Annotated in this window: 18 protein-coding genes; 11 read left to right on the top strand and 7 right to left on the bottom strand. The window is 68.9% G+C overall.

Going from position 1 to position 25,028, the window contains the following annotated elements; all coding sequences use genetic code 11:
• Window positions 1-14 precede the first annotated feature (14 nt).
• Window positions 15-1,184 carry an S-methyl-5-thioribose kinase gene (gene mtnK, locus ACTMVF_RS09010; protein ID WP_441270405.1) on the top strand — a complete coding sequence of 390 codons (1,170 nt, stop codon included), beginning with the start codon at window positions 15-17 and terminating at the stop codon, window positions 1,182-1,184.
• A 189-nt stretch (window positions 1,185-1,373) separates the two neighbouring features.
• Here the strand turns inward: mtnK and ACTMVF_RS09005 are convergent, their stop codons facing one another.
• The 4 genes from ACTMVF_RS09005 to ACTMVF_RS08990 form a co-directional block, all read right to left on the bottom strand.
• The gene (locus ACTMVF_RS09005; RefSeq protein WP_441270404.1) at window positions 1,374-2,990 is read right to left on the bottom strand and encodes an FAD-dependent oxidoreductase; all 1,617 of its coding nucleotides are present in this window, start codon (window positions 2,988-2,990) and stop codon (window positions 1,374-1,376) included.
• Between the two features lie 53 nt (window positions 2,991-3,043).
• Complete coding sequence (gene glpK, locus ACTMVF_RS09000) at window positions 3,044-4,585, bottom strand: glycerol kinase GlpK (RefSeq protein ID WP_441270403.1); 1,542 nt, start codon at window positions 4,583-4,585, stop codon at window positions 3,044-3,046.
• A gap of 96 nt (window positions 4,586-4,681) precedes the next feature.
• Window positions 4,682-5,476, bottom strand: a complete 795-nt coding sequence (locus ACTMVF_RS08995) for an MIP/aquaporin family protein (RefSeq protein ID WP_441270402.1) — start codon at window positions 5,474-5,476, stop codon at window positions 4,682-4,684.
• A gap of 321 nt (window positions 5,477-5,797) precedes the next feature.
• Window positions 5,798-6,562: an IclR family transcriptional regulator gene (locus ACTMVF_RS08990; protein WP_441270401.1), complete on the bottom strand. Its 765-nt coding sequence runs from the start codon at window positions 6,560-6,562 to the stop codon at window positions 5,798-5,800.
• A 295-nt stretch (window positions 6,563-6,857) separates the two neighbouring features.
• Here ACTMVF_RS08990 and metH point away from each other — a divergent pair, with 295 nt between their 5' ends.
• The 4 genes from metH (at window position 6,858) to ACTMVF_RS08970 (ending at window position 14,900) form a co-directional block, all read left to right on the top strand.
• Entirely contained in the window at window positions 6,858-10,376 is a 3,519-nt protein-coding gene (gene metH / locus ACTMVF_RS08985; protein WP_441270400.1) for a methionine synthase, read from the top strand.
• A gap of 119 nt (window positions 10,377-10,495) precedes the next feature.
• Window positions 10,496-11,191 carry an HAD family hydrolase gene (locus ACTMVF_RS08980; protein ID WP_403333350.1) on the top strand — a complete coding sequence of 232 codons (696 nt, stop codon included), beginning with the start codon at window positions 10,496-10,498 and terminating at the stop codon, window positions 11,189-11,191.
• A 424-nt stretch (window positions 11,192-11,615) separates the two neighbouring features.
• On the top strand, window positions 11,616-13,220 hold the full coding sequence (locus tag ACTMVF_RS08975; protein ID WP_441270399.1) for an ABC transporter substrate-binding protein: 1,605 nt from the start codon (window positions 11,616-11,618) through the stop codon (window positions 13,218-13,220).
• A 99-nt stretch (window positions 13,221-13,319) separates the two neighbouring features.
• Window positions 13,320-14,900, top strand: a complete 1,581-nt coding sequence (locus ACTMVF_RS08970; protein ID WP_441270398.1) for an ABC transporter substrate-binding protein — start codon at window positions 13,320-13,322, stop codon at window positions 14,898-14,900.
• Between the two features lie 92 nt (window positions 14,901-14,992).
• Here the strand turns inward: ACTMVF_RS08970 and ACTMVF_RS08965 are convergent, their stop codons facing one another.
• Both ACTMVF_RS08965 and ACTMVF_RS08960 read right to left on the bottom strand, forming a co-directional pair.
• Window positions 14,993-15,664 carry a response regulator gene (locus tag ACTMVF_RS08965; protein ID WP_128427961.1) on the bottom strand — a complete coding sequence of 224 codons (672 nt, stop codon included), beginning with the start codon at window positions 15,662-15,664 and terminating at the stop codon, window positions 14,993-14,995.
• A 14-nt stretch (window positions 15,665-15,678) separates the two neighbouring features.
• Window positions 15,679-16,782, bottom strand: a complete 1,104-nt coding sequence (locus ACTMVF_RS08960) for a RecB family exonuclease (RefSeq protein ID WP_441270397.1) — start codon at window positions 16,780-16,782, stop codon at window positions 15,679-15,681.
• 174 nt (window positions 16,783-16,956) lie between these two features.
• Here ACTMVF_RS08960 and ACTMVF_RS08955 point away from each other — a divergent pair, with 174 nt between their 5' ends.
• The 3 genes from ACTMVF_RS08955 to ACTMVF_RS08945 all read left to right on the top strand — a co-directional run bounded on the left by ACTMVF_RS08955 (window position 16,957) and on the right by ACTMVF_RS08945 (window position 20,453).
• Window positions 16,957-18,633, top strand: coding sequence for a site-2 protease family protein (locus tag ACTMVF_RS08955; protein WP_441270396.1), 1,677 nt, complete (start codon window positions 16,957-16,959; stop codon window positions 18,631-18,633).
• A 74-nt stretch (window positions 18,634-18,707) separates the two neighbouring features.
• Window positions 18,708-19,610 (top strand): tRNA (adenine-N1)-methyltransferase, encoded by a 903-nt coding sequence (locus ACTMVF_RS08950; protein WP_302001929.1) that lies wholly within the window; start codon window positions 18,708-18,710, stop codon window positions 19,608-19,610.
• 264 nt (window positions 19,611-19,874) lie between these two features.
• Window positions 19,875-20,453, top strand: coding sequence for a hypothetical protein (locus ACTMVF_RS08945; protein ID WP_441270395.1), 579 nt, complete (start codon window positions 19,875-19,877; stop codon window positions 20,451-20,453).
• 58 nt (window positions 20,454-20,511) lie between these two features.
• On the opposite strand, the gene ACTMVF_RS08940 is transcribed toward ACTMVF_RS08945, so the two are convergent.
• The gene (locus ACTMVF_RS08940; RefSeq protein WP_441270394.1) at window positions 20,512-20,817 is read right to left on the bottom strand and encodes a ferredoxin; all 306 of its coding nucleotides are present in this window, start codon (window positions 20,815-20,817) and stop codon (window positions 20,512-20,514) included.
• 245 nt (window positions 20,818-21,062) lie between these two features.
• Between ACTMVF_RS08940 and arc the strand changes: the two genes are divergently transcribed.
• The 3 genes from arc (at window position 21,063) to ACTMVF_RS08925 (ending at window position 25,003) form a co-directional block, all read left to right on the top strand.
• Entirely contained in the window at window positions 21,063-22,829 is a 1,767-nt protein-coding gene (gene arc, locus ACTMVF_RS08935; RefSeq protein WP_302001932.1) for a proteasome ATPase, read from the top strand.
• Between the two features lie 245 nt (window positions 22,830-23,074).
• Window positions 23,075-24,586, top strand: a complete 1,512-nt coding sequence (gene dop, locus ACTMVF_RS08930) for a depupylase/deamidase Dop (RefSeq protein ID WP_441270393.1) — start codon at window positions 23,075-23,077, stop codon at window positions 24,584-24,586.
• A gap of 198 nt (window positions 24,587-24,784) precedes the next feature.
• On the top strand, window positions 24,785-25,003 hold the full coding sequence (locus ACTMVF_RS08925; protein WP_030955201.1) for a ubiquitin-like protein Pup: 219 nt from the start codon (window positions 24,785-24,787) through the stop codon (window positions 25,001-25,003).
• Window positions 25,004-25,028: the final 25 nt, after the last annotated feature.

The following is a 25,028-nucleotide window of genomic DNA, read 5'->3' as shown; positions in this document are numbered from 1 at the left end:
GAGGAGTTCGTACGATGGGCTACCGCATCCTGGAGACCGACGACATCCCCGGCTACCTGCGCGAGCGCGGCCACTGGGACGACGCGACCGACATCCGCGTCCGCGAGGTGTCGGACGGCAACATGAACCGCGTGTTCCTCGCGTCCTCCGCCGACGGCACCCGCAGCCTCGCCGTCAAGCAGGCCCTGCCCTGGGTCCGCGTCGCCGGTCCCTCCTGGCCGATGAACCCCGACCGCGCCGACGCCGAGGCCCGCGCGTACGACCAGGTGGCGAGGGTCGCCCCCGACAAGATCCCGGCGATCCACGGCTACGACCCCGAGAACTACGCCCTCGTCATGGAGGACATGTCGGACCTGGAGGTCCTGCGCACCCGCCTGAACGAGGGCGAGCCGTACGGCCCCCACACCTCCGCCCGCATCGGCGAGTTCGTGGCCCAGCTCTCCTTCGCGACCAGCGACTTCGGCCTGGAGTCGGCCGACCGCAAGGCGCTCATCGCGGCCTCGGTCAGCCCGGAGCTCTGCAAGATCACCGAGGACGTGGTCCTGTCCGAGCCGTACATCGAGCACGAGCACAACCACTGGCACGAGGGGCTGGACGACCTGGCGGCCGAGTTCCGCGCCGACGCCCGGCTGCGCACCGAGGTCGCCGACCTCCGCCACACCTTCATGACCAGCGCCCAGGCCCTCCTCCACGGCGACCTGCACACCGGCAGCGTCATGGTCGGTGAGCGCGAAGGCGCCCACGTGGTACGGGTCTTCGACCCCGAGTTCTCCTTCGTGGGCCCCGTCGGCTACGACCTGGGTCTGTACTGGGCGAACGTCCTGGTGTCCGAGGAGCGGGCACGGGCGCTCGGCACGCTGTCCGACCACGCCGACCAACTCCGCCTGTCCTGGGAGGCGTTCGAGACGGAGTTCCGCCGCCTGTGGCCGACCCGCATCGACACCTTCTTCGACGACGCGTACTTGGACCGCTTCCTGCGCCGCGCCTGGACCGAGTCCCTCGGCTACGCCGGCACAGAAATCGTCCGCCGCATCATCGGCTTCGCCCACCTGACGGACCTGACGACCCTGCCGGACCCGGTACCGGCGTCCCGGCGGGCCCTGCTGCTGGGGCGTGAACTGATCGTGCGACGCCATGAGTTGAAGAACCCGAACGCTGTAAGGGAGCTGGCGCAGACGTCCTAGGGCACACCGCAATTCCGCATGCGAAAGGGGCGGCTCCGTCGGCGTGGAGCCGCCCCTTCCGATGGTGGCCGGCCCCGGTGCGGAAGAAACGGGGCCGCCCTCGTGCGGTCCGGCCCGGTCAGGGGAGTGGCCGGACCCGGCGCAGAGGGAGGCTCATCCGGCGAAAACCTCCCTCGGCGCCTGCGAGGCTCACTTCTTGTCGAGCAGGTCCTGGACCTTTGCCCGGACGTCGTCCGTGGCCAGGCCCCGGATCGTCAGCGTCGTACGGCGGCGCAGCACGTCGTCCTGCGTCTCGGCCCACTCGTTGTCGCGGGCGTAGACGACCTGGGCCCAGATCTCCGGGGCGTCCGGGTGGACGCGCTCGCCCAGCTCCGGGTTCTCGTTCGCGATGCGGGCGATGTCGAAGGCCAGCGAACCGTAGTGCGTCGCCAGGTGCTTCGCCGTGTCGGCCGCCATGCGCGGGCCGGGCGCCGGACGGTCGGTCAGCAGACGGTGGGCGACCGCGCGCGGGTTGGCGATGCCCGGCAGCGGGAGCTTCTTCGGCAGCGAGGCGATCGGCTCGAAGTCGTCGCCCAGCGGGTGGCCCGGCAGCGCCTGAAGCTTCTGCATGACCGTACGGCCGATGTGCCGGAAGGTGGTCCACTTGCCGCCCGCGACGGACAGCATGCCGCCCCTGCCCTCGGTCACCACGGTCTCGCGCTTGGCCTTCGCCGTGTCACCGGGGCCGCCCGGCAGCACACGCAGACCCGCGAAGGAGTACGTGATGAGGTCGCGGTCGAGCTGCTGGTCCCGGATGGAGAACGCGGCCTCGTCCAGGATCTGGGCTATGTCCTTGTCGTTGACCGCGACGTCCGCCGGGTCGCCCTCGAACTCCTCGTCCGTGGTGCCCAGCAGGAGCATGTCCTCCCAGGGCAGGGCGAAGGTGATGCGGTACTTGTCGATCGGGGTCGCGAGCGCCGCCTTCCAGGGCGAGGTCCGCTTCAGGACCAGATGCGCGCCCTTCGACAGACGGATCGACGGCGCGGCATTCGGGTCCTCCATCTTGCGCAGGTGGTCGACCCACGGGCCGGTCGCGTTGAGCACCAGGCGGGCGTTCACACCGAACTCGTCGCCGGAGAGGCGGTCGCGCAGCTCCGCGCCCGTCACCCGGCCCTTGGTGAAGCGCAGGCCGCTGACCTCGGCGTGGTTGAGCACGACGGCGCCCGCGTCGACGGCCGCGCGGACCGTCATCAGCGCCATGCGCGCGTCGTTCATCTGGTCGTCGCCGTACACGGCCACGGCCTTGAGGTTCTCGGTGCGCAGCTCGGGCACGTCCTGCGCGGCCTTGGCCGGCGACAGCAGGTGTCCGACGCCGTCACCGAACGCGGAGAGCGCGGAGTAGGCGAAGACGCCCGCCCCGAGCTTCGCGGCGCCGTGCGGCCCGCCCTTGTACACGGGGAGGTAGAACGTGAGCGGGTTCGCCAGGTGAGGTGCCACCTGGCGGGAGACCGCACGGCGCTCGAAGTGGTTTTCCGCCACCAGCTTCACCGCGCCGGTCTGCAGGTAGCGCAGACCGCCGTGGAGCAGCTTGGAGGAGGCGGACGAGGTGGCGCCGGCGAAGTCGCCGGCGTCGACCAGAGCCACCCGCAGGCCGGACTGCGCGGCGTGCCAGGCGGTGGAGATGCCCAGGATGCCGCCGCCGATCACGAGAAGGTCGTACGACGCCTTGGCGAGCTGCTCCCGGGTCTCGGCGCGGCTCGGGTTGGAGCCGGAGGCCGGGCGCGTACCGAGGGCAGGCACGGACTGCAGGGTGGACTGACTGGTCATTTCGGGTTCTTACTCCTCATCAGAGCTCGCGTCGGAGCCTTCGTCGGCTCTCGTCAGCTCTCGTCGTCCTCGAGCCAGCCCATGGTCCGCTCGACGGCCTTGAGCCAGTTCTTGTACTCACGGTCGCGGGTCTCCGCGTCCATGCGGGGGGTCCACTCGGCGGCCCGGCGCCAGTTGGCGCGCAGGTCGTCGGTGCTGTTCCAGAAGCCGACGGCGAGACCGGCGGCGTAGGCGGCGCCGAGGCAGGTCGTCTCGGCGACCATCGGGCGCACCACGGGGGCGTCCAGGACGTCGGAGAGCGTCTGCATCAGCAGGTTGTTGGCGGTCATGCCGCCGTCGACCTTGAGCGCCACCAGCTCGTCGCCGGAGTCCTTGACCATGGCGTCGGCGATCTCCCGCGTCTGCCAGGCGGTGGCCTCCAGAACGGCACGCGCGAGGTGCGCCTTGGTGACGTACCGGGTCAGGCCGGCGATCACACCGCGGGCGTCGGAGCGCCAGTGCGGGGCGAACAGGCCGGAGAAGGCCGGCACGAAGTAGGCGCCGCCGTTGTCCTCGACGGAGAGCGCGAGCGTCTCGATCTCGGCGGCGGTGGAGATCAGGCCCATCTGGTCGCGCATCCACTGCACCAGCGAGCCGGTGACGGCGATCGAGCCCTCCAGGGCGTAGACCGTCGGCTGGTCGCCGATCTTGTAGCCGACCGTGGTCAGCAGACCCGCGTACGAGTTGATGATCTTCTCACCGGTGTTCATCACCATGAAGGTGCCGGTGCCGTACGTCGACTTGACCTCGCCCTCGGCGAAGCAGGTCTGGCCGAACAGGGCCGCCTGCTGGTCGCCGAGCGCGGAGGCGACCGGGATGCCGCCGAGCAGGTCGCCCAGCTTGCCGCCGGTGATCTCGCCGTAGACCTCGGCGGAGGAGCGGATCTCGGGCAGGATCTGCAGCGGTACACCGATCGACTCGGCGATCTTGTCGTCCCACTCCATGGTGTGGAGGTTCATCAGCATGGTGCGGGAGGCGTTGGTGACGTCGGTGACGTGCTTGCCGCCGTCGACACCGCCGGTCAGGTTCCAGATGACCCAGGTGTCCATGGTGCCGAAGAGGATGTCGCCGGCCTCGGCGCGCTCCTTGAGGCCCTCGACGTTGTCCAGCAGCCAGCGGGCCTTGGGACCGGCGAAGTAGGAGGCGAGGGGAAGACCGGTCTCACGGCGGAAGCGGTCCTGGCCGACATTGCGGCCGAGCTCCTTGCAGAGCGCGTCGGTGCGGGTGTCCTGCCAGACGATGGCGTTGTGGACGGGCTCACCGGTGTTCTTGTCCCACAGCACGGTGGTCTCGCGCTGGTTGGTGATGCCGATGGCCTTGATGTCGTCGCGGGTGATGCCGGCCTTCGCGATGGCTCCGGCGACGACCTCCTGGACGTTGGTCCAGATCTCCGTGGCGTTGTGCTCGACCCAGCCCGGCTTCGGGAAGATCTGCTCGTGCTCCTTCTGGTCGACGGAGACGATACGGCCGTCGCGGTCGAAGACGATGCAGCGGGACGAGGTGGTGCCCTGGTCGATGGCGGCGATGAAGGGGCCGGCGGTGTGGGCGTCGGTCACTGTGTGCTCCTGGAAGTTCCGTGGTTATGGGGCTTTACGTACGGCGCGCGCTGAGAGTTTCGATGCTGCCCACCCGAACGGGTGAACTTGCTGCTCCTAGGCGAACGCGACGTTGTAGATGCCTGCCGCGATGGCGCCGCCGATGAGCGGGCCGACCACCGGGATCCAGGCGTAGCCCCAGTCGGAACCGCCCTTGTTGGGCAGGGGGAGAAGGGCGTGGACAATGCGCGGACCGAGGTCACGGGCCGGGTTGATCGCGTAGCCGGTCGGACCGCCGAGGGACAGACCGATCGAGACGACCACGAGCGCGGTGATGAGGGCGCCCAGGGTGCCCAGGCCCTTGCCGCTGTCGTTCAGGCCCTGGGTCAGGACCGCGAGCACCAGCACGACGGTGCCGATGATCTCCGTGAGGAGGTTCTGCACCGCGTTCCGGATCTCGGGACCGGTGGAGAAGATGCCCAGGACCGGGCCGGCGCCCTTCTCCTGGGCCTCGACGGCCTTGGCCGCCGTGGCCTGCGCGCCCGGACCTCCGACGATCTCCTTGTCGGTGAGGTGGGCGTGGAACTGGCCGTAGTAGGCGACCCAGACCAGGGCCGCACCGATCATGGCGCCGAGCAGCTGTCCGGCGAAGTACGCCGGAACGTTGCTCCAGTCGTTGTCCTTGATCGCGAGTGCGACGGTCACGGCCGGGTTCAGGTGGGCGCCGGACAGCGGCGCCGAGGTGTAGACCGCCGTGAGCACCGCGAAGCCCCACCCGAAGGTGATGGCGAGCCAGCCGGCGTTACGAGCCTTGGAGGCCTTCAGCGTGACAGCGGCGCAGACGCCGCCGCCGAGCAGGATGAGTATGGCGGTACCGATGGTCTCGCCGATGAAGATGTCGGAGCTGGACACCCGCGACTCCTTTGTCCTTCGTCCAGGGGAAGCCGAACCCCGGGTCCCTCCGGTGGTTCGCGTTGCCCTCAGGGGTGAGAGCGATGCCGGCCCTTGGCGTTGTCACACTCTAGCGCGTATTGCCGGTAGGTGTTCGACAATGCCGACCGATGGACGGGAGTCTTGCCCCGGCTTCGTATGTGCGTCAAGAGCTGTGTCGTTGAATGCGCGATCGTTGTCGGTTGTGTTGATTTATCGACATGGAGATGGCTGGGCCGGGGCACGACGAAGGCCGGAACGCCCTACGACGTCCCGGCAGCCACACTCACCCCGTGCGGGCTCTCAGAACCGCCCGGCGCCCAGGTCCCGCGACACCGCGCGGGCGCAGTCCCGTACCGCCGCGATCAGCTCGGGCCGCAGCTCGCCGTCCCGGCACAGCCGCTCCACGGCGCCCGTGATGCCCACCGACCCGACCGGCATACGGCGCCGGTCGTGGATGGCTGCGGCGACGGAGGCGACGCCCTCCCAGGTCTCCTCGACGTCGGCCGCGTACCCACGCGCGCGTGTCATGTCGAGGATGTGCTCGAAGCCGTCCAGCTCGCACACGGTCCGGTCCGTGAAGGCCTTGCGGTCGGCCTCGATCGCCTCGCTGTGCGCGACCGGGTCGTACGCCGACAGGACCTTGCCCAGGGCCGTGGAGTGCAGCGGCTGCATGGCCCCGATCTCCAGCACTTGCCTGCTGTCGTCGGGCCGGAAGACGTGGTGCACGATCAGCACGCCCTGCTGGTGCAGAACGCCCAGGTAGACGCTCTCCCCGCTGGAGCGGGCCAGGTCGTCCGTCCACACCAGGGCGCGCGCCCGCAGCTCGTGCACATCCAGATAGGTGGTGCCCAGGCGCAGCAGCTCGGCGCCCAGCTGGTACCGCCCGGAGGCGTCGTCCTGCTCGACGAAGCCCTCCTGCTGGAGCGTGCGCAGGATCCCATGGGCGGTGCCCTTGGCGAGGCCCAGCGACGAGGCGATGTCCGACAGGCCGAGCCGCCGCTCACCGCCCGCGAGGAGCCGCAGCATCGCGGCCGCCCGTTCGAGCGACTGGATGTTCCGTGCCATCGCCGTACTGCCTCCGTCCCCTTCGAGCGTCGACCACGCGACGTCGCTGCCGCTGTTCGGCAATGTCGAACACTACTAGTCGATGCCGACCTCCCGCTAATGGTCGGTCGGCATCCGGCCGCTTCCTTTGCGCCACCCGTATCCGGGAATCGGCCCGCCCGCCACCCTCGTCCCGCCCCGTGGACGCCCTGACCATTCGGCGGCGGTCCCGGCTACCCTTGCGGCGTGCGCCCCCTGCGGACGGACCCGTAGAGGGCGCAAAGCCGACAGCCGTCGCACTCCAGGGAGCCCCTTAATGGCCTCGTTGCCACCGACCCCTTCCGCCGACAGCCGGACCCGTGTGTCCGCTCTCCGTGAGGCGCTCGCCACCCGTGTGGTGGTCGCCGACGGAGCGATGGGCACCATGTTGCAGGCCCAGGAGCCCACGCTCGAGGACTTCGAGAACCTCGAGGGCTGCAACGAGGTCCTGAACGTCACCCGGCCCGACATCGTCCGCTCCGTCCATGAGGCGTACTTCGAAGCGGGCGTGGACTGCGTCGAGACCAACACCTTCGGCGCCAACCACTCGGCCATGGCCGAGTACGACATCGCCGACCGGGTCCACGAGCTGTCCGAGGCGGGCGCCCGTATCGCTCGCGAGACGGCCGACGCGTTCGGCGCCCGCGACGGCCGCCAGCGGTGGGTCCTGGGCTCGATCGGACCCGGTACGAAGCTGCCGACCCTCGGCCACATCGGCTACGGCACCCTGCGCGACGGCTTCCAGGCGAACGCCGAGGGCCTGCTCGCCGGCGGCGCGGACGCCCTGATCGTGGAGACCACGCAGGACCTCCTGCAGACGAAGTCGTCGATCCTGGGCGCCCGGCGCGCCATGGAGGCGACCGGCACCGAGGTCCCGCTGCTGGTCTCGATGGCCTTCGAGACGACCGGCACCATGCTGCTCGGCTCCGAGATCGGCGCCGCGCTGACCGCGCTGGAGCCCCTCGGCATCGACATGATCGGCCTGAACTGCTCGACCGGTCCGGCCGAGATGAGCGAGCACCTGCGCTACCTGGCCCGGCACTCCCGCACCCCGCTGCTGTGCATGCCGAACGCCGGTCTGCCGATCCTCACCAAGGACGGCGCCCACTTCCCGCTCGACCCCGAGGGCCTGGCCGACGCCCAGGAGACCTTCGTACGGGACTACGGGCTGAACCTCATCGGCGGCTGCTGCGGCACGACCCCCGAGCACCTCAGGCAGCTCGTGGAACGCGTCCGGGAAGCCACACCCGGGGAGCGCCGGCCGCAGCCCGAACCCGGCGCAGCCTCCCTCTACCAGACGGTCCCCTTCCGCCAGGACACCTCCTACCTGGCCATCGGCGAGCGCACCAACGCCAACGGCTCGAAGAAGTTCCGCGAGGCCATGCTGGCCGCCCGCTGGGACGACTGCGTCGAGATGGCCCGCGAGCAGATCCGCGAGGGCGCGCACATGCTCGACCTGTGCGTGGACTACGTCGGCCGCGACGGCGTCGCCGACATGGAAGAGCTGGCCGGCCGCTTCGCCACCGCCTCCACCCTGCCGATCGTGCTGGACTCCACCGAGGTCGACGTCATCCGGGCCGGACTGGAGAAGCTCGGCGGACGCGCGGTCATCAACTCCGTCAACTACGAGGACGGCGACGGCCCCGAGTCCCGCTTCGCCCAGGTCACCAAGCTCGCCCAGGAGCACGGCGCCGCGCTGATCGCGCTGACCATCGACGAGGAGGGCCAGGCCCGCACCCCCGAGAAGAAGGTCGAGATCGCCGAGCGGCTCATCGAGGACCTGACGACGAACTGGGGCATCCTCGAGTCGGACATCCTCATCGACACCCTGACCTTCACCATCTGTACCGGCCAGGAGGAGTCCCGAGGGGACGGCATCGCCACCATCGAGGCGATCCGCGAACTCAAGCGCCGCCACCCGGACGTACAGACCACTCTCGGCCTGTCCAACATCTCCTTCGGCCTCAACCCGGCCGCCCGCATCCTGCTCAACTCCGTCTTCCTCGACGAGTGCGTCAAGGCGGGCCTGGACTCGGCCATCGTCCACGCGTCGAAGATCCTGCCGATCGCCCGCTTCAGCGAGGAAGAGGTGCAGACCGCCCTCGACCTGATCTACGACCGCCGCGCAGAGGGCTACGACCCGCTGCAGAAGCTGATGGCCCTGTTCGAGGGCGCCACCACGAAGTCGCTGAAGGCCGGCAGGGCCGAGGAACTCGCCGCCCTCCCGCTGGAGGAGCGCCTCAAGCGCCGCATCATCGACGGCGAGCGCAACGGCCTGGAGGCCGACCTCGACGACGCCCTTCAGGAGCGCCCCGCCCTCGACATCGTCAACGAGATCCTCCTGGACGGCATGAAGGTCGTCGGCGAGCTGTTCGGCTCCGGCCAGATGCAGCTGCCGTTCGTCCTCCAGTCCGCCGAGGTGATGAAGGCCGCCGTCGCCCACCTCGAACCGCACATGGAGAAGTCCGACGCCGAGGGCAAGGGCACCATCGTGCTGGCCACCGTGCGCGGCGACGTGCACGACATCGGCAAGAACCTCGTGGACATCATCCTGTCCAACAACGGCTACAACGTGGTCAACCTGGGCATCAAGCAGCCCGTCTCGGCGATCCTGGAGGCCGCCGAGGAACACCGGGCCGACGTCATCGGCATGTCCGGCCTGCTGGTGAAGTCCACGGTGATCATGAAGGAGAACCTGGAGGAGCTCAACCAGCGCGGCCTGGCGGCGAATTACCCCGTCATCCTCGGCGGCGCCGCCCTCACGCGCGCGTACGTCGAGCAGGACCTGCACGAGCTCTACGAGGGCGAAGTCCGCTACGCCCGCGACGCGTTCGAGGGCCTGCGCCTGATGGACGCCCTGATCGGCGTCAAGCGCGGCGTGCCCGGCGCGAAGCTCCCCGAACTCAAGCAGCGCCGGGTCAGGAGCACCGCCGCCACGGCCGTACTGGAAGAGCGCCCGGAGGAAGGCCACGTCCGCTCCGACGTCGCCACCGACAACCCGGTCCCCGAGCCGCCGTTCTGGGGCACCCGCGTCATCAAGGGCATCCAGCTCAAGGAGTACGCGTCCTGGCTCGACGAGGGCGCACTCTTCAAGGGCCAGTGGGGTCTGAAGGAGGCGCGTACCGGAGACGGCCCGTCGTACCAGGAACTCGTCGAGACCGAGGGCCGCCCCCGCCTGCGCGGCCTGCTCGACCGGCTCCAGACGGACAACCTCCTCGAAGCGGCCGTGGTCTACGGCTACTTCCCGTGCGTCTCCAAGGACGACGACCTGATCCTCCTGGACGAGCACGGCAACGAAAGCACCCGGTTCACCTTCCCGCGCCAGCGCCGCGGCCGCCGCCTGTGCCTCGCCGACTTCTTCCGCCCGCAGGAGTCGGGCGAGACGGACGTCGTGGGCCTCCAGGTGGTCACCGTCGGCTCGCGGATCGGCGAGGAGACCGCGCGGATGTTCGAGGCGAACGCCTACCGTGACTACCTCGAACTGCACGGCCTGTCCGTGCAGCTGGCCGAGGCGCTCGCCGAGTACTGGCACGCGCGCGTGCGCTCCGAGCTGGGCTTCGCCGGTGAGGACCCGGCCGACATCGAGGACATGTTCGCGCTGAAGTACCGGGGCGCCCGCTTCTCGCTGGGCTACGGCGCCTGCCCGAACCTGGAGGACCGGTCCAAGATCGCCGACCTGCTCCAGCCGGAGCGCATCGGCGTCCACCTCTCCGAGGAGTTCCAGCTGCACCCCGAGCAGTCCACGGACGCGATCGTCATCCATCACCCGGAGGCGAAGTACTTCAACGCACGCTGAGACGTGCTCGCGGATCAATCCAGGCGCTTCGGCCGCGAGAGTCGTACACTGGTCGGTCCACCGCAGGCCGGTTCCCCTCGTGGGAACCGGCCTGATCGCCCCTTCAAGGAGGTACGTGGATGACCAGCACGGTCCCCGCACCAGGAACTCTTACGGCCGAGGGCTCAGCCCTGCAGGCCGTGCTGCTCGACATGGACGGAACCCTGGTGGACACCGAGGGCTTCTGGTGGGACGTCGAGGTCGAGATCTTCGCCGGCCTCGGTCACACGCTCGACGACACCTGGCGCCATGTCGTGGTCGGCGGCCCCATGAGCCGCAGCGCAGGATTCCTGATCGAGGCCACCGGCGCCGACATCACCCTCGCCGAGCTCACCGTGCTGCTGAACCAGGGCTTCGAGGACCGCATCGACCGCGCCCTGCCGCTGATGCCGGGTGCCGCCCGGCTGCTGGCCGAGCTGGCCGCGTACGAGATCCCCACGGCCCTGGTCTCCGCCTCGCACCGGCGCATCATCGACCGGGTGCTCACCTCGCTCGGCCCCCAGCACTTCGCGCTGACCGTCGCCGGCGACGAGGTGCCGCGCACCAAGCCGCACCCGGACCCGTACCTGTTCGCGGCGGCCGGGCTCGGCGTCGACCCGGCCCGCTGCGCGGTCGTCGAGGACACGGCGACCGGCGTCGCCGCGGCCGAGGCCGCGGGCTGCCATGTGGTGGCCGTGCCGTCCGTGGCGCCGATCACCCCGGCCGCCCGGCGCACCGTGGTGACCTCCCTCGAAGAGGTCGATCTGGCATTTCTGCGCGGTCTGATGGCGGCCTGACAACAGAAAAAGATCCGGTGTTCACCCAGCGTGCAACATCGATAGCGCGGGAATTCCGTGAAGTAATTCGAATGCAGCCCGATGGCTGAATTCCAGGGGGCACCAAGACTGTTCAGTTTGTGACGTTCACCACTCATGAACGGGTCGACGGGCACCCTGCCGTGTGCCGCACGCCCTCTGTCGAGGGCTTCCAGCGCACCCTTGTGTCCTGATTGATGGATCAGTGCACGAATCCTTCCGGTGAAAGGTTCTCGGTGCGTCCGCGACCGGTTCCACAGCGTGATGGAGTCCCAACTCCGGTGGCGGCGAACCCTCCTTCGGGCGCGGACTAACCTCGTCGCGAGAACATCGCACTTCCCCCGTGATCCGCCGCACCACCCCTGCATGCCGGGTACACGGAGTCGACAGCTGGAGAAACCCGAGCATGAACCGCAAAACTTTGGTGCTGCCGGCCGTCATCGGCCTGCTCGCGCCGGTTCTCGCCGCCTGTGGCGGAACCGACAGCGGCAGTGACGGAGGCGACGCGATCGTCGTCGGCACCACGGACGCGTTCACTGCCTCGAAGCAGGCTCCCGCCCCGCTCGACCCCGCCTTCGCCTACGACGTCGGCACCTGGAACATCCTGCGCCAGACCGTGCAGACCCTGATGATCCAGCCGCGCGGCGAGGGCGACCCGGTGCCCGAGGCCGCCGAGAGCTGCGCCTTCACCGACAGCGGCAACGAGCGCTACGCCTGCAAGCTGCGCGAGGGTCTGAAGTTCGCCAACGGCGACGCCGTCACCGCGGAAGACGTGAAGTACTCCATCGACCGCGCCCGTTCCCTCAAGGCCGACAGCGGCGTCTTCGCGCTGCTGTCCACCATCGACACCGTCGAGACCCAGGGCGACCGCGAGGTGATCTTCCACCTCAAGACCGCCGACGCCACCTTCCCCTTCAAGCTGTCCACCCCGGTCGCCGGCATCGTCGACCCGGACAGCTATGCCAAGGACAAGCTGCGCGACGGCTTCGAGGTCGACGGCTCCGGTCCGTACACCCTCAAGGCCGAGGTCAACAACGACGAGCTGGTCTCCGCCGTGTTCACCAAGAACCCCGACTACAAGGGGAGTCTGAAGGTGAACAACGACAAGGTCGAACTGCGCAACTTCGCGGACGCCGACGAGATGGGCACCGCCCTCGCCAACGGCGACATCGACCTGATGACCCGCACCATGTCGCCCGAGCAGATCCAGAAGCTGTCGTCCGACTCCGACGACAGCGTCGACCTCGTCGACATGTCCGGTCTGGAAATCCGCTACCTGGCCTTCAACACCAACGACCCGACCGTACGCAGCAAGGCCGTCCGCCAGGCGATGGCCCAGATCATCGACCGCGGCGAACTCGTCTCCAAGGTCTACGGCTCCCAGGCCGAACCGCTGTACTCGCTGGTCCCCGCCAGCATCACCGGCCACTCCAACGCGTTCTTCAACAAGTACGGCGACCCGAGCGTGAGCAAGGCCAAGGCGCTGCTGGAGAAGGCGGGCGTCACCACCCCGGTGAAGCTGACCCTGCACTACACCACCGACCACTACGGCCCGGCCACCAAGAAGGAGTTCGAGCTGCTGCAGAAGCAGCTCAACGACAGCGGCCTGTTCGACGCCGACATCCAGGGCACCCCCTGGGCGACGTTCCGCCCCGCCGAGCAGAAGGGCGAGTACGAGGTCTACGGCATGGGCTGGTTCCCGGACTTCCCGGACGCCGACAACTACCTCGCGCCGTTCCTCGACAAGGACAACTTCCTCGGCTCGCCGTACGCCAACAGCACGATCCGCAACACCCTCATCCCGGAGTCCCGCCGCGCGGCCGACCGGCTGTCCGCCGCCGGCAGCCTGACGGACATTCAGGACATCGTCGCCCATGACGTGCCCGTCCTCCCGCTGTGGCAGGGCAAGCAGTACGTCGCCGCGGGCGACGACGTCACCGGCACGGCGTATGCGCTCAACTCCTCCTCGACCCTCCAGCTGTGGGAGCTCGGCCGTGGCGTGAGCGGCTGACGTCTCCCCGTGCCCGGCGCCCAGGACCAGGGCGCCGGGTCGGGCCCGGGACCAGGATGCGGCCCGGGCTTCTCACAACCGACGACAAGGCACTCGTACGTGAACATGCGTAACCAGTGGCCGGTCCTGCCCGTCGTGGCAGGGCTGGCCTCCGGCCTGCTGACCGGCTGCGGAACCGAAACGGGGGACACCGGGGGGACCGGAACCTCGGTGGTCATGGGGATGTCGGACGACGTCCTGGCCACCGACCCCGCCTCCGGCTACGACCCCGGCTCCTGGCTGTTGTTCAACAACGTCTTCCAGTCACTGCTCAGCTTCCCCAAGGGCGCCACCGAACCGCAGCCCGAGGCCGCCGAGCAGTGCTCCTTCTCCGACACCGAGGCCAAGGTCTACAAGTGCACGCTGCGGGACGGACTGAAGTTCAGCAACGGTGACGCCCTCACCTCCGAGGACGTCAAGTTCTCCTTCGACCGCATGCTGAAGATCAACGACCCCGACGGCCCCGCCGTCATGTTCCCCACCCTCGACAAGGTCGAGACACCGGACGACGAGACCGTCGTCTTCCGGCTCAACACACCCGACGCCACCTTCCCCAGCAAGATCGCCTCCGGTGCCGGCTCCATCGTCGACGAGGAGCAGTACGACGCGGACGGCCTGCGCAAGGACGGCGACGCGGTCGGCTCCGGCCCGTACAAGCTGGACACGTTCGACGACGACGAAGCCGTCTTCTCCGTCAACGAGAACTACAAGGGCACCGCCGAGGTCCAGAACGACGGCGTCACGCTGAAGTTCTTCCACGGCGACCAGGACGCCCTGAAGAAGGCCCTCCTCGCAGACGAGGTCGACATCGCCTACCGAGGCCTCACCGCGGGCGGCATCGCCGACATCGAGAAGTCCGGCGGCGACTCCGGAGTCGAGGTCGTCGAGGGCAGCAGCGCCGAGGTCCAGCACCTGGTCTTCAACATGGACGACCCGGTCGCCGGAAAGCTCGGCGTCCGCAAGGCCATCGCCTACCTCATCGACCGCGACGCCCTCATCAAGGACGTCTACCAGGGCACGGCGAGCCCGCTGTACTCGATCATCCCGGCCGGTATCGGCGGCCACAACACGGCCTTCTTCGACACCTACGGCGCCCGCCCCTCCAAGACCAAGGCCGCCGCCGCGCTGCAGAGCGACGGCATCACCGGCAAGGTCAAGCTGACCCTGTGGTCCACCCCCTCGCGCTACGGCCCCGCCACCGACCAGGAGTTGAAGGCGATCGCCCAACAGCTCAACGACAGCGGCCTGTTCGACGCCGACGTACAGTCCGTCGCCTTCGACCAGTACGAGAAGGACATAGCCGCCGGCAAGTACGGCGTCTACGTGAAGGGCTGGATCCCGGACTACCCGGACGCCGACAACTTCACGGCCCCCTTCTTCGGCAAGGGCAACGTGCTGAGCAACAACTACAACAACCGCTCGATCACCGGCACGCTCATCCCGCGCACCGCCGCCGAGAGCGACCGCTCCGCGACCGACGACGAGTTCGACCAGCTCCAGGACATCGTGGCCAAGGAACTCCCCGTCCTCCCGATCTGGCAGGCCAAGCAGTACGCGGTCGTCCACGACGACGTCTACGGCCTGGAGTACTGCCTCGACGCCTCCACCGTCTTCCGCTTCTGGGAGCTCAGCAAGGCCTGACGGACGGCCGTGACCGCCGTACACGCACAGAGGGCGCCCCTTCTCGAGAAAGGTCTCGAGAAGGGGCGCCCTCTTCGCCGTAACGCGAGCTCCTACTGGGCGCCGGGGCGCACCAGCCCGCTCTCGTACGCGTACACCGCGGCCTGCACCCGGTCACGCAGACCCAGCTTGGTGAGCACATGGCCGACGTGTGTCTTCACGGTGGTCTCGCTGACGAACAGATCGGCGGCGATCTCCGCGTTGGACAGGCCCCGCGCCACCAGCTTCAGCACCTCCACCTCGCGGTCGGTGAGCGTGTGCAGGGTGTCCGGAACCGGCTCGTCGCCCGACGGGAGATGCGTGGCGTACTTGTCCAGCAGCCGGCGCGTGATGCTCGGCGCAAGCATCGCCTCACCGGCGGCGACCACACGGATCGCCTGCACCAGCTCATTGGCCGGGGCATCCTTCAGCAGAAAGCCGCTGGCACCCGCCTTCAGCGCCTCCACCACGTACTCGTCGAGATCGAAGGTCGTCAGCACCAGCACCTTCGCCGGGCCGTCCCGCCCGGGCCCGGTGATCTGCCGGGTCGCCTCGACACCGTCCATGCGAGGCATGCGGATGTCCATCAGCACCACGTCGGGCTGCAGGGCCCGCACCTGGTCGAGAGCTTGGAGGCCGTCACCGGCCTCGCCCACGACCGCGAGGTCCTGCTCCGCTTCCAGGATCATCCGGAAGCCGGTACGCAGCAGCGGCTGGTCGTCGACCAGTAGGACGCGGATGGCCACGTAAGTCTCCTTCGCTAGTCCGGCCCCATTCTGCCCTGCGGGCCGCCACCGGACTCGCCCGCCCTGACCGGCAACGACTGCGTCTCCCCGGAGACACCCCCCGGACCCCCGGCCGAACCCGGCTCGGCCACTGTCACCGGCAACGGATACGGCGGGGGAGTGCCGCCGAACTCCGGGCAGTGGGCCTGGTGATCGCACCAGCCGCACAGCTTCGTGGGCCGAGGACGCCAGACGCCGGTCTCCGTGGCCTGCCGGATCGCCTCCCACAGCGCCAGCAGCTTGCGCTCGACCCGCTCCAGGTCGGCAAGGACGGGGTCGTACGTCACCACGTCACCACTGCCGAGATAGACGAGCTGAAGCCGGCGGGGGATCACGTTCTTCAGCCGCCACACCACGAGCGCGTAGAACTTCATCTGGAACAGCGCACCCTCGGCGTACTCGGGCCGGGGCGCCTTGCCGGTCTTGTAGTCGACGATCCGCACCTCGCCCGTGGCCGCCACATCGACACGGTCGATGATCCCGCGCAACCGCAGCCCCGAGTCCAGCTCGGCCTCGACGAACAGCTCACGCTCGGCGGGCTCCAGCCGCGTCGGATCCTCCAGGCTGAACCAGCGCTCCACGAGCTGCTCCGCCTCACCGAGCCACGTCGCCAGCCGCTCACCCTCGGGATCGTCCTCGAACAGCTCCACCACCTCCGGCCTGCTCTCGCGCAGCCGGTCCCACTGGCCCGGAACGAGTGACCTGGCACGCGGGGCGGTCCGCTCGGCGGCCGGAGCGTCGAAGAGCCGCTCCAGCACCGCGTGCACGAGGGTGCCCTTGGTCGCCGCCGCGCTCGGCTTCTCGGGCAGCCGGTCGATCACCCGGAACCGGTACAGCAGCGGGCACTGCATGAAGTCACTGGCACGGGACGGCGACAGCGAGGCCGGCGGTATGGCCGGACGCGCGGCCACGCCGACCGCAGGGGCCGCGCCCTCACCCGCATCGCCCGTCGCCACCACACTGTCCGCCCCCGCCGGGCACGCTTCCGCCCCCGCCGGGTACCCGTCCGCCACGGCCCCTGTCACGGGCGCGACGTCACTGCCGCAGTCCGCCGCGGCACCCTCCGTGCTCGTCTCCATGCCCACAGACCTTACGGCCCGCCACTGACAGTGACCCAGCCACCGCCGTCACACCCGCGTCGGCAGGGGAAACTGAGGGGTGCCGGGGCGAAGGGCGTCACCACGGCCGCATACCATCGACCCGAGACCCATCCGCCCGGCAGGCGCGGAAGACGCTTCGAACGAGGGGACACCGTGGACGAGAGCGGCGGGAGCGGGCAGCCGCGGTCCGGCACCGGCGAGTCGACCGAGCGCCGAGCAGACCGTATGACCCCGGCCACCGACCCCACACGCCCCGACCCGGCCCCGAACACCGAGCAGTCCACCGGCGCACAGCCCTTGGACACCGACCGGGACGACACCGAGCACGAAGCCACCCAGCCACCGCCCCGCGCCGAGAACCGCCCGCAGGACGACACCCCGGGCCGCTCACCGGACGCGGACGACCCGAGCGGCGAGGGCGACAGCGAGAACGGCGACAGCGAGCACGCCGGGAACAGCGGGAACGCCCCTGAGGGGCACCCACCGGCGCAAGAGCTCCCGGCCGACTCCGCACCCCGACAGGCCGCGGGCGGCCCCGCCGTGGAGGACGCCTCCAGCGCAGGGGCCACGAACCAAGCCGACCACCCGAGCGCGAACGAAACCGACAGCCACAGCGCCACCCGCCCGCCGGCCCCGGCCCCCGACGCGGGCAAGCCCCGCCCGCCCCAGCGCCCCAAGGAACCCCGAGGCGGCCTGCTCATGGGACGGCCGTTCGGCGTGCCCGTCTACGTCGCGCCCAGCTGGTTCCTCGTCGCCGCCCTCATCACCTGGGTGTTCGGCGGACAGCTCGACCGCGTACTGCCCGAACTCGGCGCCGCCCGCTACCTCGTCTCCCTCTTCTTCGCCGTCGCCTTCTACGCCTCCGTCCTCGTCCACGAACTCGCCCACACCGTCGCCGCCCTCCGCTTCAAACTCCCCGTCCGCCGCATCCGGCTGCAGTTCTTCGGCGGCGTCTCCGAGATCGAGAAGGAAGCCGAGACACCCGGACGGGAATTCTGGCTCGCCTTCGTCGGCCCGCTGCTCTCCCTCGTCCTCGCCGGCGTCTTCTACGCCGCCATGCAGACCGTCGAACCCGGCACCGTACCCGGCGTCCTGCTGGCCGGCCTCATGGTCTCCAACCTCATCGTCGCCGCCTTCAACCTGCTCCCCGGCCTGCCCCTCGACGGCGGCCGCATGCTCCGCGCCATCGTCTGGAAGATCACCGGCAAGCCGATGGCCGGCACCATCGCCGCCGCCTGGATCGGCCGCGCCCTCGCCGTCGCCGTCCTCGTCGGGCTCCCCCTGCTCACCCAGTCCGGCGCCCTCGGCTCCGACGCCGTCGACAACGTCGGCATGGACACCGTCATGGACGCCCTGCTGGCCGCCATCCTCGCCGCGATCATCTGGACCGGCGCCGGCAACAGCCTGCGCATGGCCCGCCTGCGCGAGCACCTCCCCGAACTGCGCGCCCGCACCCTCACCCGCCGCGCCGTCCCCGTCGAGACCGACACCCCCCTCTCCGAGGCCCTGCGCCGCGCCAACGCCGCCGGCGCCCGCGCCCTCGTCGTCGTCGACGCCGACGGCCACCCCCTCTCCCTCGTCCGCGAGGCCGCCATCGCCGGCGTCCCCGAACACCGCCGCCCCTGGGTCGCCGTCAGCGGCCTCGCCCAGGACCTGACCGACGGCATGCGCGTCTCCGCCGAGCTGGCCGGAGAGGAACTCCTCGACGCCCTCCGGGAGACCCCGGCCACCGAATACCTCGTCGTCGAAGAAACCGGCGAGATCTACGGCGTCCTGTCCGCGGCGGACGTGGAACGCGCCTTCGTGAAGGCCATGGCCAGGCCCAGCTGACCCCCGCTCTCCTGGAGCGGTGCTCCGGCTTCCCCGTGGTCGGCGACCCCCACAAACCCCGGTAGGCTGTTCACATGTCCGAACCGACCGGTGCCGCCCGCAGGCGCGGGCCCTTCAAGGTCGGGGACCAGGTTCAGCTGACCGACCCCAAGGGCCGCCACTACACGTTCACGCTCGAAGCCGGGAAGAACTTCCACACCCACAAGGGTTCCTTCCCGCACGACGAACTGATCGGTGCTCCCGAGGGCAGCGTTGTCCGCACCACCGGGAACGTCGCCTACCTCGCGCTGCGCCCCCTGCTCCCCGACTACGTCCTGTCCATGCCCCGCGGGGCAGCCGTCGTCTACCCCAAGGACGCGGGGCAGATCCTCGCCTTCGCCGACATCTTCCCCGGCGCCCGCGTCGTCGAGGCCGGCGTCGGCTCCGGCTCGCTCAGCAGCTTCCTGCTGCGCGCCATCGGCGACCAGGGCATGCTGCACTCCTACGAGCGCCGCGAAGACTTCGCCGACATCGCCCGGCAGAACGTGGAGCGCTACTTCGGCGGCCCCCACCCCGCCTGGCAGCTCACCGTCGGCGACCTCCAGGACAACCTGTCCGACACGGACGTCGACCGCGTCATCCTCGACATGCTCGCCCCCTGGGAGTGCCTGGAGGCCGTCTCCAAGGCACTCGTCCCCGGCGGCATCGTCTGCTGCTACGTCGCCACCACCACCCAGCTCGCCCGGACCGTCGAGTCCATCCGCGAGATCGGCTGCTTCAACGAGCCGACCGCCTGGGAGACGATGATCCGCAACTGGCACATCGAGGGCCTCGCCGTCCGCCCCGACCACCGCATGATCGGCCACACCGGCTTCCTGCTCACCGCCCGCCGCCTCGCCGACGGCGTCGAGCCCCCCATGCGCCGCCGCCGCCCCGCCAAGGGCGCCTACGGCGAGGACTACGAAGGCCCCAACGCCGACGGCGGCGCCGGCCGCTGAGGCGGCCCCGTGCCGCATTCAACGTACAAGCGCTGTGGTCGAGTTCCCGGAACACCCCTGGAACTCGACCACAGCGCCTTTGCGTTGCCGCACCACAAACAACCGACAATCCGAACGTCGCACGACACCCGCACGCCCCCTCCGCACCCCCAACCACCGGCCATCCGGCACCGGAACTCCACACCCCGCCGTTCCCGCCGACTGTGACGTGTGGCACCATTCTGGCCACCCCCACCGGCACAGCCCTCACAGGAGACGCTCCTAGTGCAGCAATCCGCCGTCCCGGAACTGGCACACACCCACACCCGGCCGATCCACTGGCTCGCCACCGCCACAGCCCTCGCCGGTGTCGTAGCCCTCTCCTCGGTCCTGCAACCCAACTCGGCGACGGCGGCCCAGACAGCCGGACCGGACGCGAAGAACGCCCCCGCGGCCACCACACCGCCCGACCCCGCGCGCGTCGACTTCCCGCTCGAATGCGGGCCGGTGAAGGCCGTCGTGGTCAAAAAGGCCACCGGAGACCTGGACGGCGACGGCAGCCCCGAAACCGTGGCCGTCGTCCACTGCGACTCACCCATGGGAACCCCGCCCGACGGTCTCTACGTCCTCACCCAGGCCACCCAAACCGCCACGCCCCGCCTCATCGCGACCCTCGTCGACCCGAAGGACAGCATCACCGTCAGTGACGTCGCCGTCCGCGACGGAGCCGTCGTCACCGACCTGCTCGGCTACTCGTCGACCGACGTACCGCGCTGCTGCCCCGACGTGAAGAAGAGCGCGAAGTGGCAGTGGAAGAACGGCGCGTTCGTCCGCTCGACACCCGCCGGCGCCCACAGCGTCTGACCCACGCCACCAGCGCGTGTGAGAAATCAGACAGTCGTAACACCCCGTATGCGCAAGGTCACTCCGCGTCCGGACCGTATACCTCGACCTTGTCCGAAATGCGACGCACATGGATGCAGTCGCCCGGACACTCCTTCGCCGAGTCCACCACATCCGTGAGAAGCGGCAACGGCACCGGCGTTGTGGCCCCCTTGGCCTGCAACAGCTCGTCCTCACCGCCCTTCACATAAGCCAGACCATCGATGTCCAGCTCGAACACCTCGGGCGCGTACTGGGCGCAGATGCCGTCACCGGTACAGAGATCCTGGTCGATCCAGACCTCCAGCGCCTCACCGTCGACCCCGGCCGCCTGCTCCACGCTCATCTCTCCTGCCGTTTGCTACGCCGAGCCGCACGGGAATCCGGCCAGCTCTGACGGGTGTTGAACGCTTCGACCCTACCTCCGGCGGCTTTCCAATCATGTTCGGTGGGTATTCCCCTGGCGTGAGGGAGAGCGCAAGGGTGAAGATCGGACACACCTCGACAGTCTTTGTGATCTAGGGGTTTCAATCGACACCCACCCAGGTAGGGTCTGGAAGCGTCCAGCTCCCCTTGGAGGAGGTGAGGACCGTGGCAGCCCACGACGACGACATGAACCGCGGCATCCGCCCGGGACGCGGGTCCGACGACCCGGCCGGGCAGATTGCCTACCTTGAGCAGGAGATCGCCGTCCTGCGACGCAAGCTCGCCGACTCTCCGCGACACACGAGGATTCTCGAAGAGCGGATCGTCGAGCTGCAGACCAACCTGGCCGGCGTCTCCGCACAGAACGAGCGACTTGCCAACACGCTCCGTGAGGCCCGCGACCAGATCGTGGCCCTCAAGGAAGAAGTCGACCGGCTCGCACAGCCACCGGCCGGCTTCGGTGTCTTCCTGCAAGCCAACGACGACGGCACCGCCGACATCTTCACCGGAGGCCGCAAACTCCGCGTGAACGTCAGCCCGAGCGTCGAACTCGACGACCTCAGGCGCGGCCAGGAGCTGATGCTCAACGAAGCACTCAACGTGGTCGAAGCCATGGAGTACGAGAGCGTCGGCGACATCGTCACCCTCAAGGAGATCCTCGAGGACGGCGAACGCGCCCTCGTGGTCGGGCACACCGACGAGGAACGGGTGGTACGGCTCGCCGAGCCGCTGCTGGACGTCACCATCCGTCCCGGCGACGCCCTCCTGCTCGAACCCCGCTCCGGCTACGTCTACGAGGTCGTGCCGAAGAGCGAGGTCGAGGAACTCGTCCTCGAAGAAGTACCCGACATCGGCTACGAGCAGATCGGCGGCCTGGGCAACCAGATCGAAATGATCCGCGACGCAGTCGAGCTCCCGTACCTCTACCCCGACCTGTTCAAGGAGCACGAACTACGCCCACCCAAGGGCGTCCTCCTGTACGGACCCCCCGGATGCGGCAAGACACTCATTGCCAAGGCCGTCGCCAACTCGCTGGCCAAGAAGGTCGCCGAAGTCACCGGCCAAGCCCAAGGCAAGAGCTTCTTCCTCAACATCAAGGGACCCGAGCTCCTCAACAAATACGTCGGCGAAACCGAACGACAGATCCGCCTCGTCTTCCAGCGAGCCCGCGAGAAGGCCAGCGAGGGCACTCCCGTCATCGTCTTCTTCGACGAGATGGAATCCCTCTTCCGCACCCGTGGATCCGGCGTCAGCTCAGACGTGGAAAACACCATCGTCCCCCAGCTGCTCGCCGAGATCGACGGTGTGGAAGGCCTGCAGAACGTGGTCGTCATCGGCGCCTCCAACCGCGAGGACATGATCGACCCCGCCATCCTGCGCCCCGGCCGCCTCGACGTGAAAATCAAGATCGAGCGGCCCGACGCCGAAGCCGCCAAGGACATCTTCGGCAAGTACCTCACCGAGCGCCTCCCGCTCCACCCCGAGGACGTCGGCGAGCACAGCGGTGACAAGTCGACCACGGTCCAGAGCATGATCCAGACCGCCGTCGAGCAAATGTACGCAGAATCCGAGGAAAACCGCTTCCTGGAAGTCACCTACGCCAACGGCGACAAGGAAGTCCTCTACTTCAAGGACTTCAACTCCGGCGCCATGATCGAAAACATCGTGGGCCGCGCCAAGAAAATGGCGATCAAGGACTTCCTCGAACACAACCAAAAGGGCCTCCGCGTCGCCCACCTCCTCCAGGCATGCGTGGACGAGTTCAAGGAGAACGAGGACCTGCCCAACACCACCAACCCGGACGACTGGGCCCGCATCTCCGGAAAGAAGGGCGAACGGATCGTCTACATCCGCACCCTCATCACCGGAAAGCAGGGCGCAGACACCGGACGCTCCATCGACACGGTGGCAAACACCGGTCAGTACCTGTAAAAGGCAGGGCGGCTGCGGGTGCCCTCACCGGGTACCCGCAGCCCACTGCTTTCCAGGCCACGACCGGAACACGAGGCGTGCAAGGCAATGACGCAAATGATCTCCCCACCAGCGCAGAGGCGCTCTAGGCTCTTCCATACCGCCGAGTCGCGCAGTGCGGGGACGGGCACCGCACACGCAACCGAGCGCCAGCGGTATCTGCGCGACGCCCACGACCGAGGGCGCCGCCGGGCAAGGAGGGCCGCATGACCGTACGGCGAGTAATGGGCATCGAGACGGAGTACGGGATCTCCGTCCCCGGCCACCCCAACGCCAATGCCATGCTCACCTCATCCCAGATCGTCAACGCCTACGCGGCGGCGATGCACCGGGCCCGCCGGGCCCGCTGGGACTTCGAGGAGGAGAACCCGCTGCGCGACGCGCGAGGCTTCGACCTCGCCCGCGAGGCCGCCGACTCCAGCCAGCTCACCGACGAGGACATCGGCCTCGCCAACGTCATCCTCACCAACGGCGCGCGACTCTACGTCGACCACGCCCACCCCGAATACAGCGCACCCGAGGTCACCAACCCACGCGACGCCGTCCTCTGGGACAAGGCCGGCGAACGCATCATGGCCGAAGCCGCCGAACGCGCCGCCCAGCTCCCCGGCGCCCAGCCCATCCACCTCTACAAGAACAACACCGACAACAAGGGCGCCTCCTACGGCACGCACGAGAACTACCTGATGAAGCGGGAAACCCCCTTCTCCGACATCGTGCGCCACCTCACGCCCTTCTTCGTCTCCCGCCAGGTCGTCACCGGAGCAGGCCGCGTCGGCATCGGCCAGGACGGCCACGAACACGGCTTCCAGCTCAGCCAGCGCGCGGACTACTTCGAGGTCGAGGTGGGCCTTGAGACGACCCTCAAGCGCCCCATCATCAACACCCGGGACGAGCCACACGCCGACGCCGAGAAATACCGCCGCCTGCACGTGATCATCGGCGACGCCAACCTCTCCGAGATCTCGACGTACCTGAAGCTGGGCACCACCGCCCTCGTCCTGTCGATGATCGAGGACAGCTTCATCGCCGTCGACCTGGCCGTCGACCAGCCCGTACGCACCCTCCACCAGGTCTCGCACGACCCGTCCCTCACGCGCCTGATCACACTGCGTAGTGGGCGCACCCTGACGGCGGTCCAGCTCCAGATGGAGTACTACGAGCTCTCGCGAAAGTACGTGGAGGAGCGCTTCGGCGCGGACGCGGACGAACAGACCAAGGACGTCCTGTCCCGCTGGGAAGACACCCTGAACCGCCTGGAACGGGACCCGATGAGTCTGGCCGGCGAACTGGACTGGGTCGCCAAACGAGAGCTCATGGAGGGCTACCGCCGCCGCGACGACCTCGACTGGGACGCCGCGAAGCTCCACCTCCTGGACCTCCAGTACGCCGACGTACGCCCCGAGAAGGGCCTCTACAACCGCCTCGCGGCCCGGGGACGCATGAAGCGCCTCCTGGACGAGACGGACGTCGAGAGGGCCAAGGCCAAGCCGCCGGAGGACACACGCGCGTACTTCCGCGGACGCTGCCTGGAGCAGTACGCCGACGACGTCGCCGCGGCCTCCTGGGACTCGGTGATCTTCGACCTGCCCGGCCGGGACTCCCTCCAGCGCGTTCCAACCCTCGAACCGCTTCGCGGAACGCGAAATCACGTCAAGGAGCTCCTGGACCGCTGCCGCACCGCGGAAGACCTGGTCAGGGTCCTGTCAGGCAACTGAGGGTACTCGGGCGGTGTCGACCGGACGTCGGCTGGGCAGGGTGGAAAACCCGGCGTCCGGGAATCATCGAGATGGCCCCCGTACGTTGGAGAAACTGCGGGGCCGATGTCAGACCCGGCTTGTAGGGTCTGATCATCACCGATCGGCAGGAAAGCCGACCTGTCGACCATGTCGGGCGAACTGAGCGGGGTGAGGGATATGGCAACCAAGGACACCGGCGGCGGACAGCAGAAGGCCACGCGTTCCACTGAGGAGGTCGAGGAGCAGGCGGCGGAGACGCAGGCTTCCGAGGATCTCAAGGAGCGGCAGGAGAAGCTGAGCGATGACGTCGACTCGGTTCTGGACGAGATTGACGACGTACTTGAGGAGAACGCCGAGGATTTCGTGCGAAGCTTCGTGCAAAAAGGTGGCGAGTAAAGGCAAGTTGGCCACTTTGCCTTCG

Source organism: Streptomyces sp. SD31 (assembly GCF_052068475.1).
Lineage (GTDB): Bacteria > Actinomycetota > Actinomycetes > Streptomycetales > Streptomycetaceae > Streptomyces.
The sequence above is the reverse complement of the archived record's forward strand: the minus strand, read 5'-3'. Positions and strand labels throughout refer to the sequence as shown.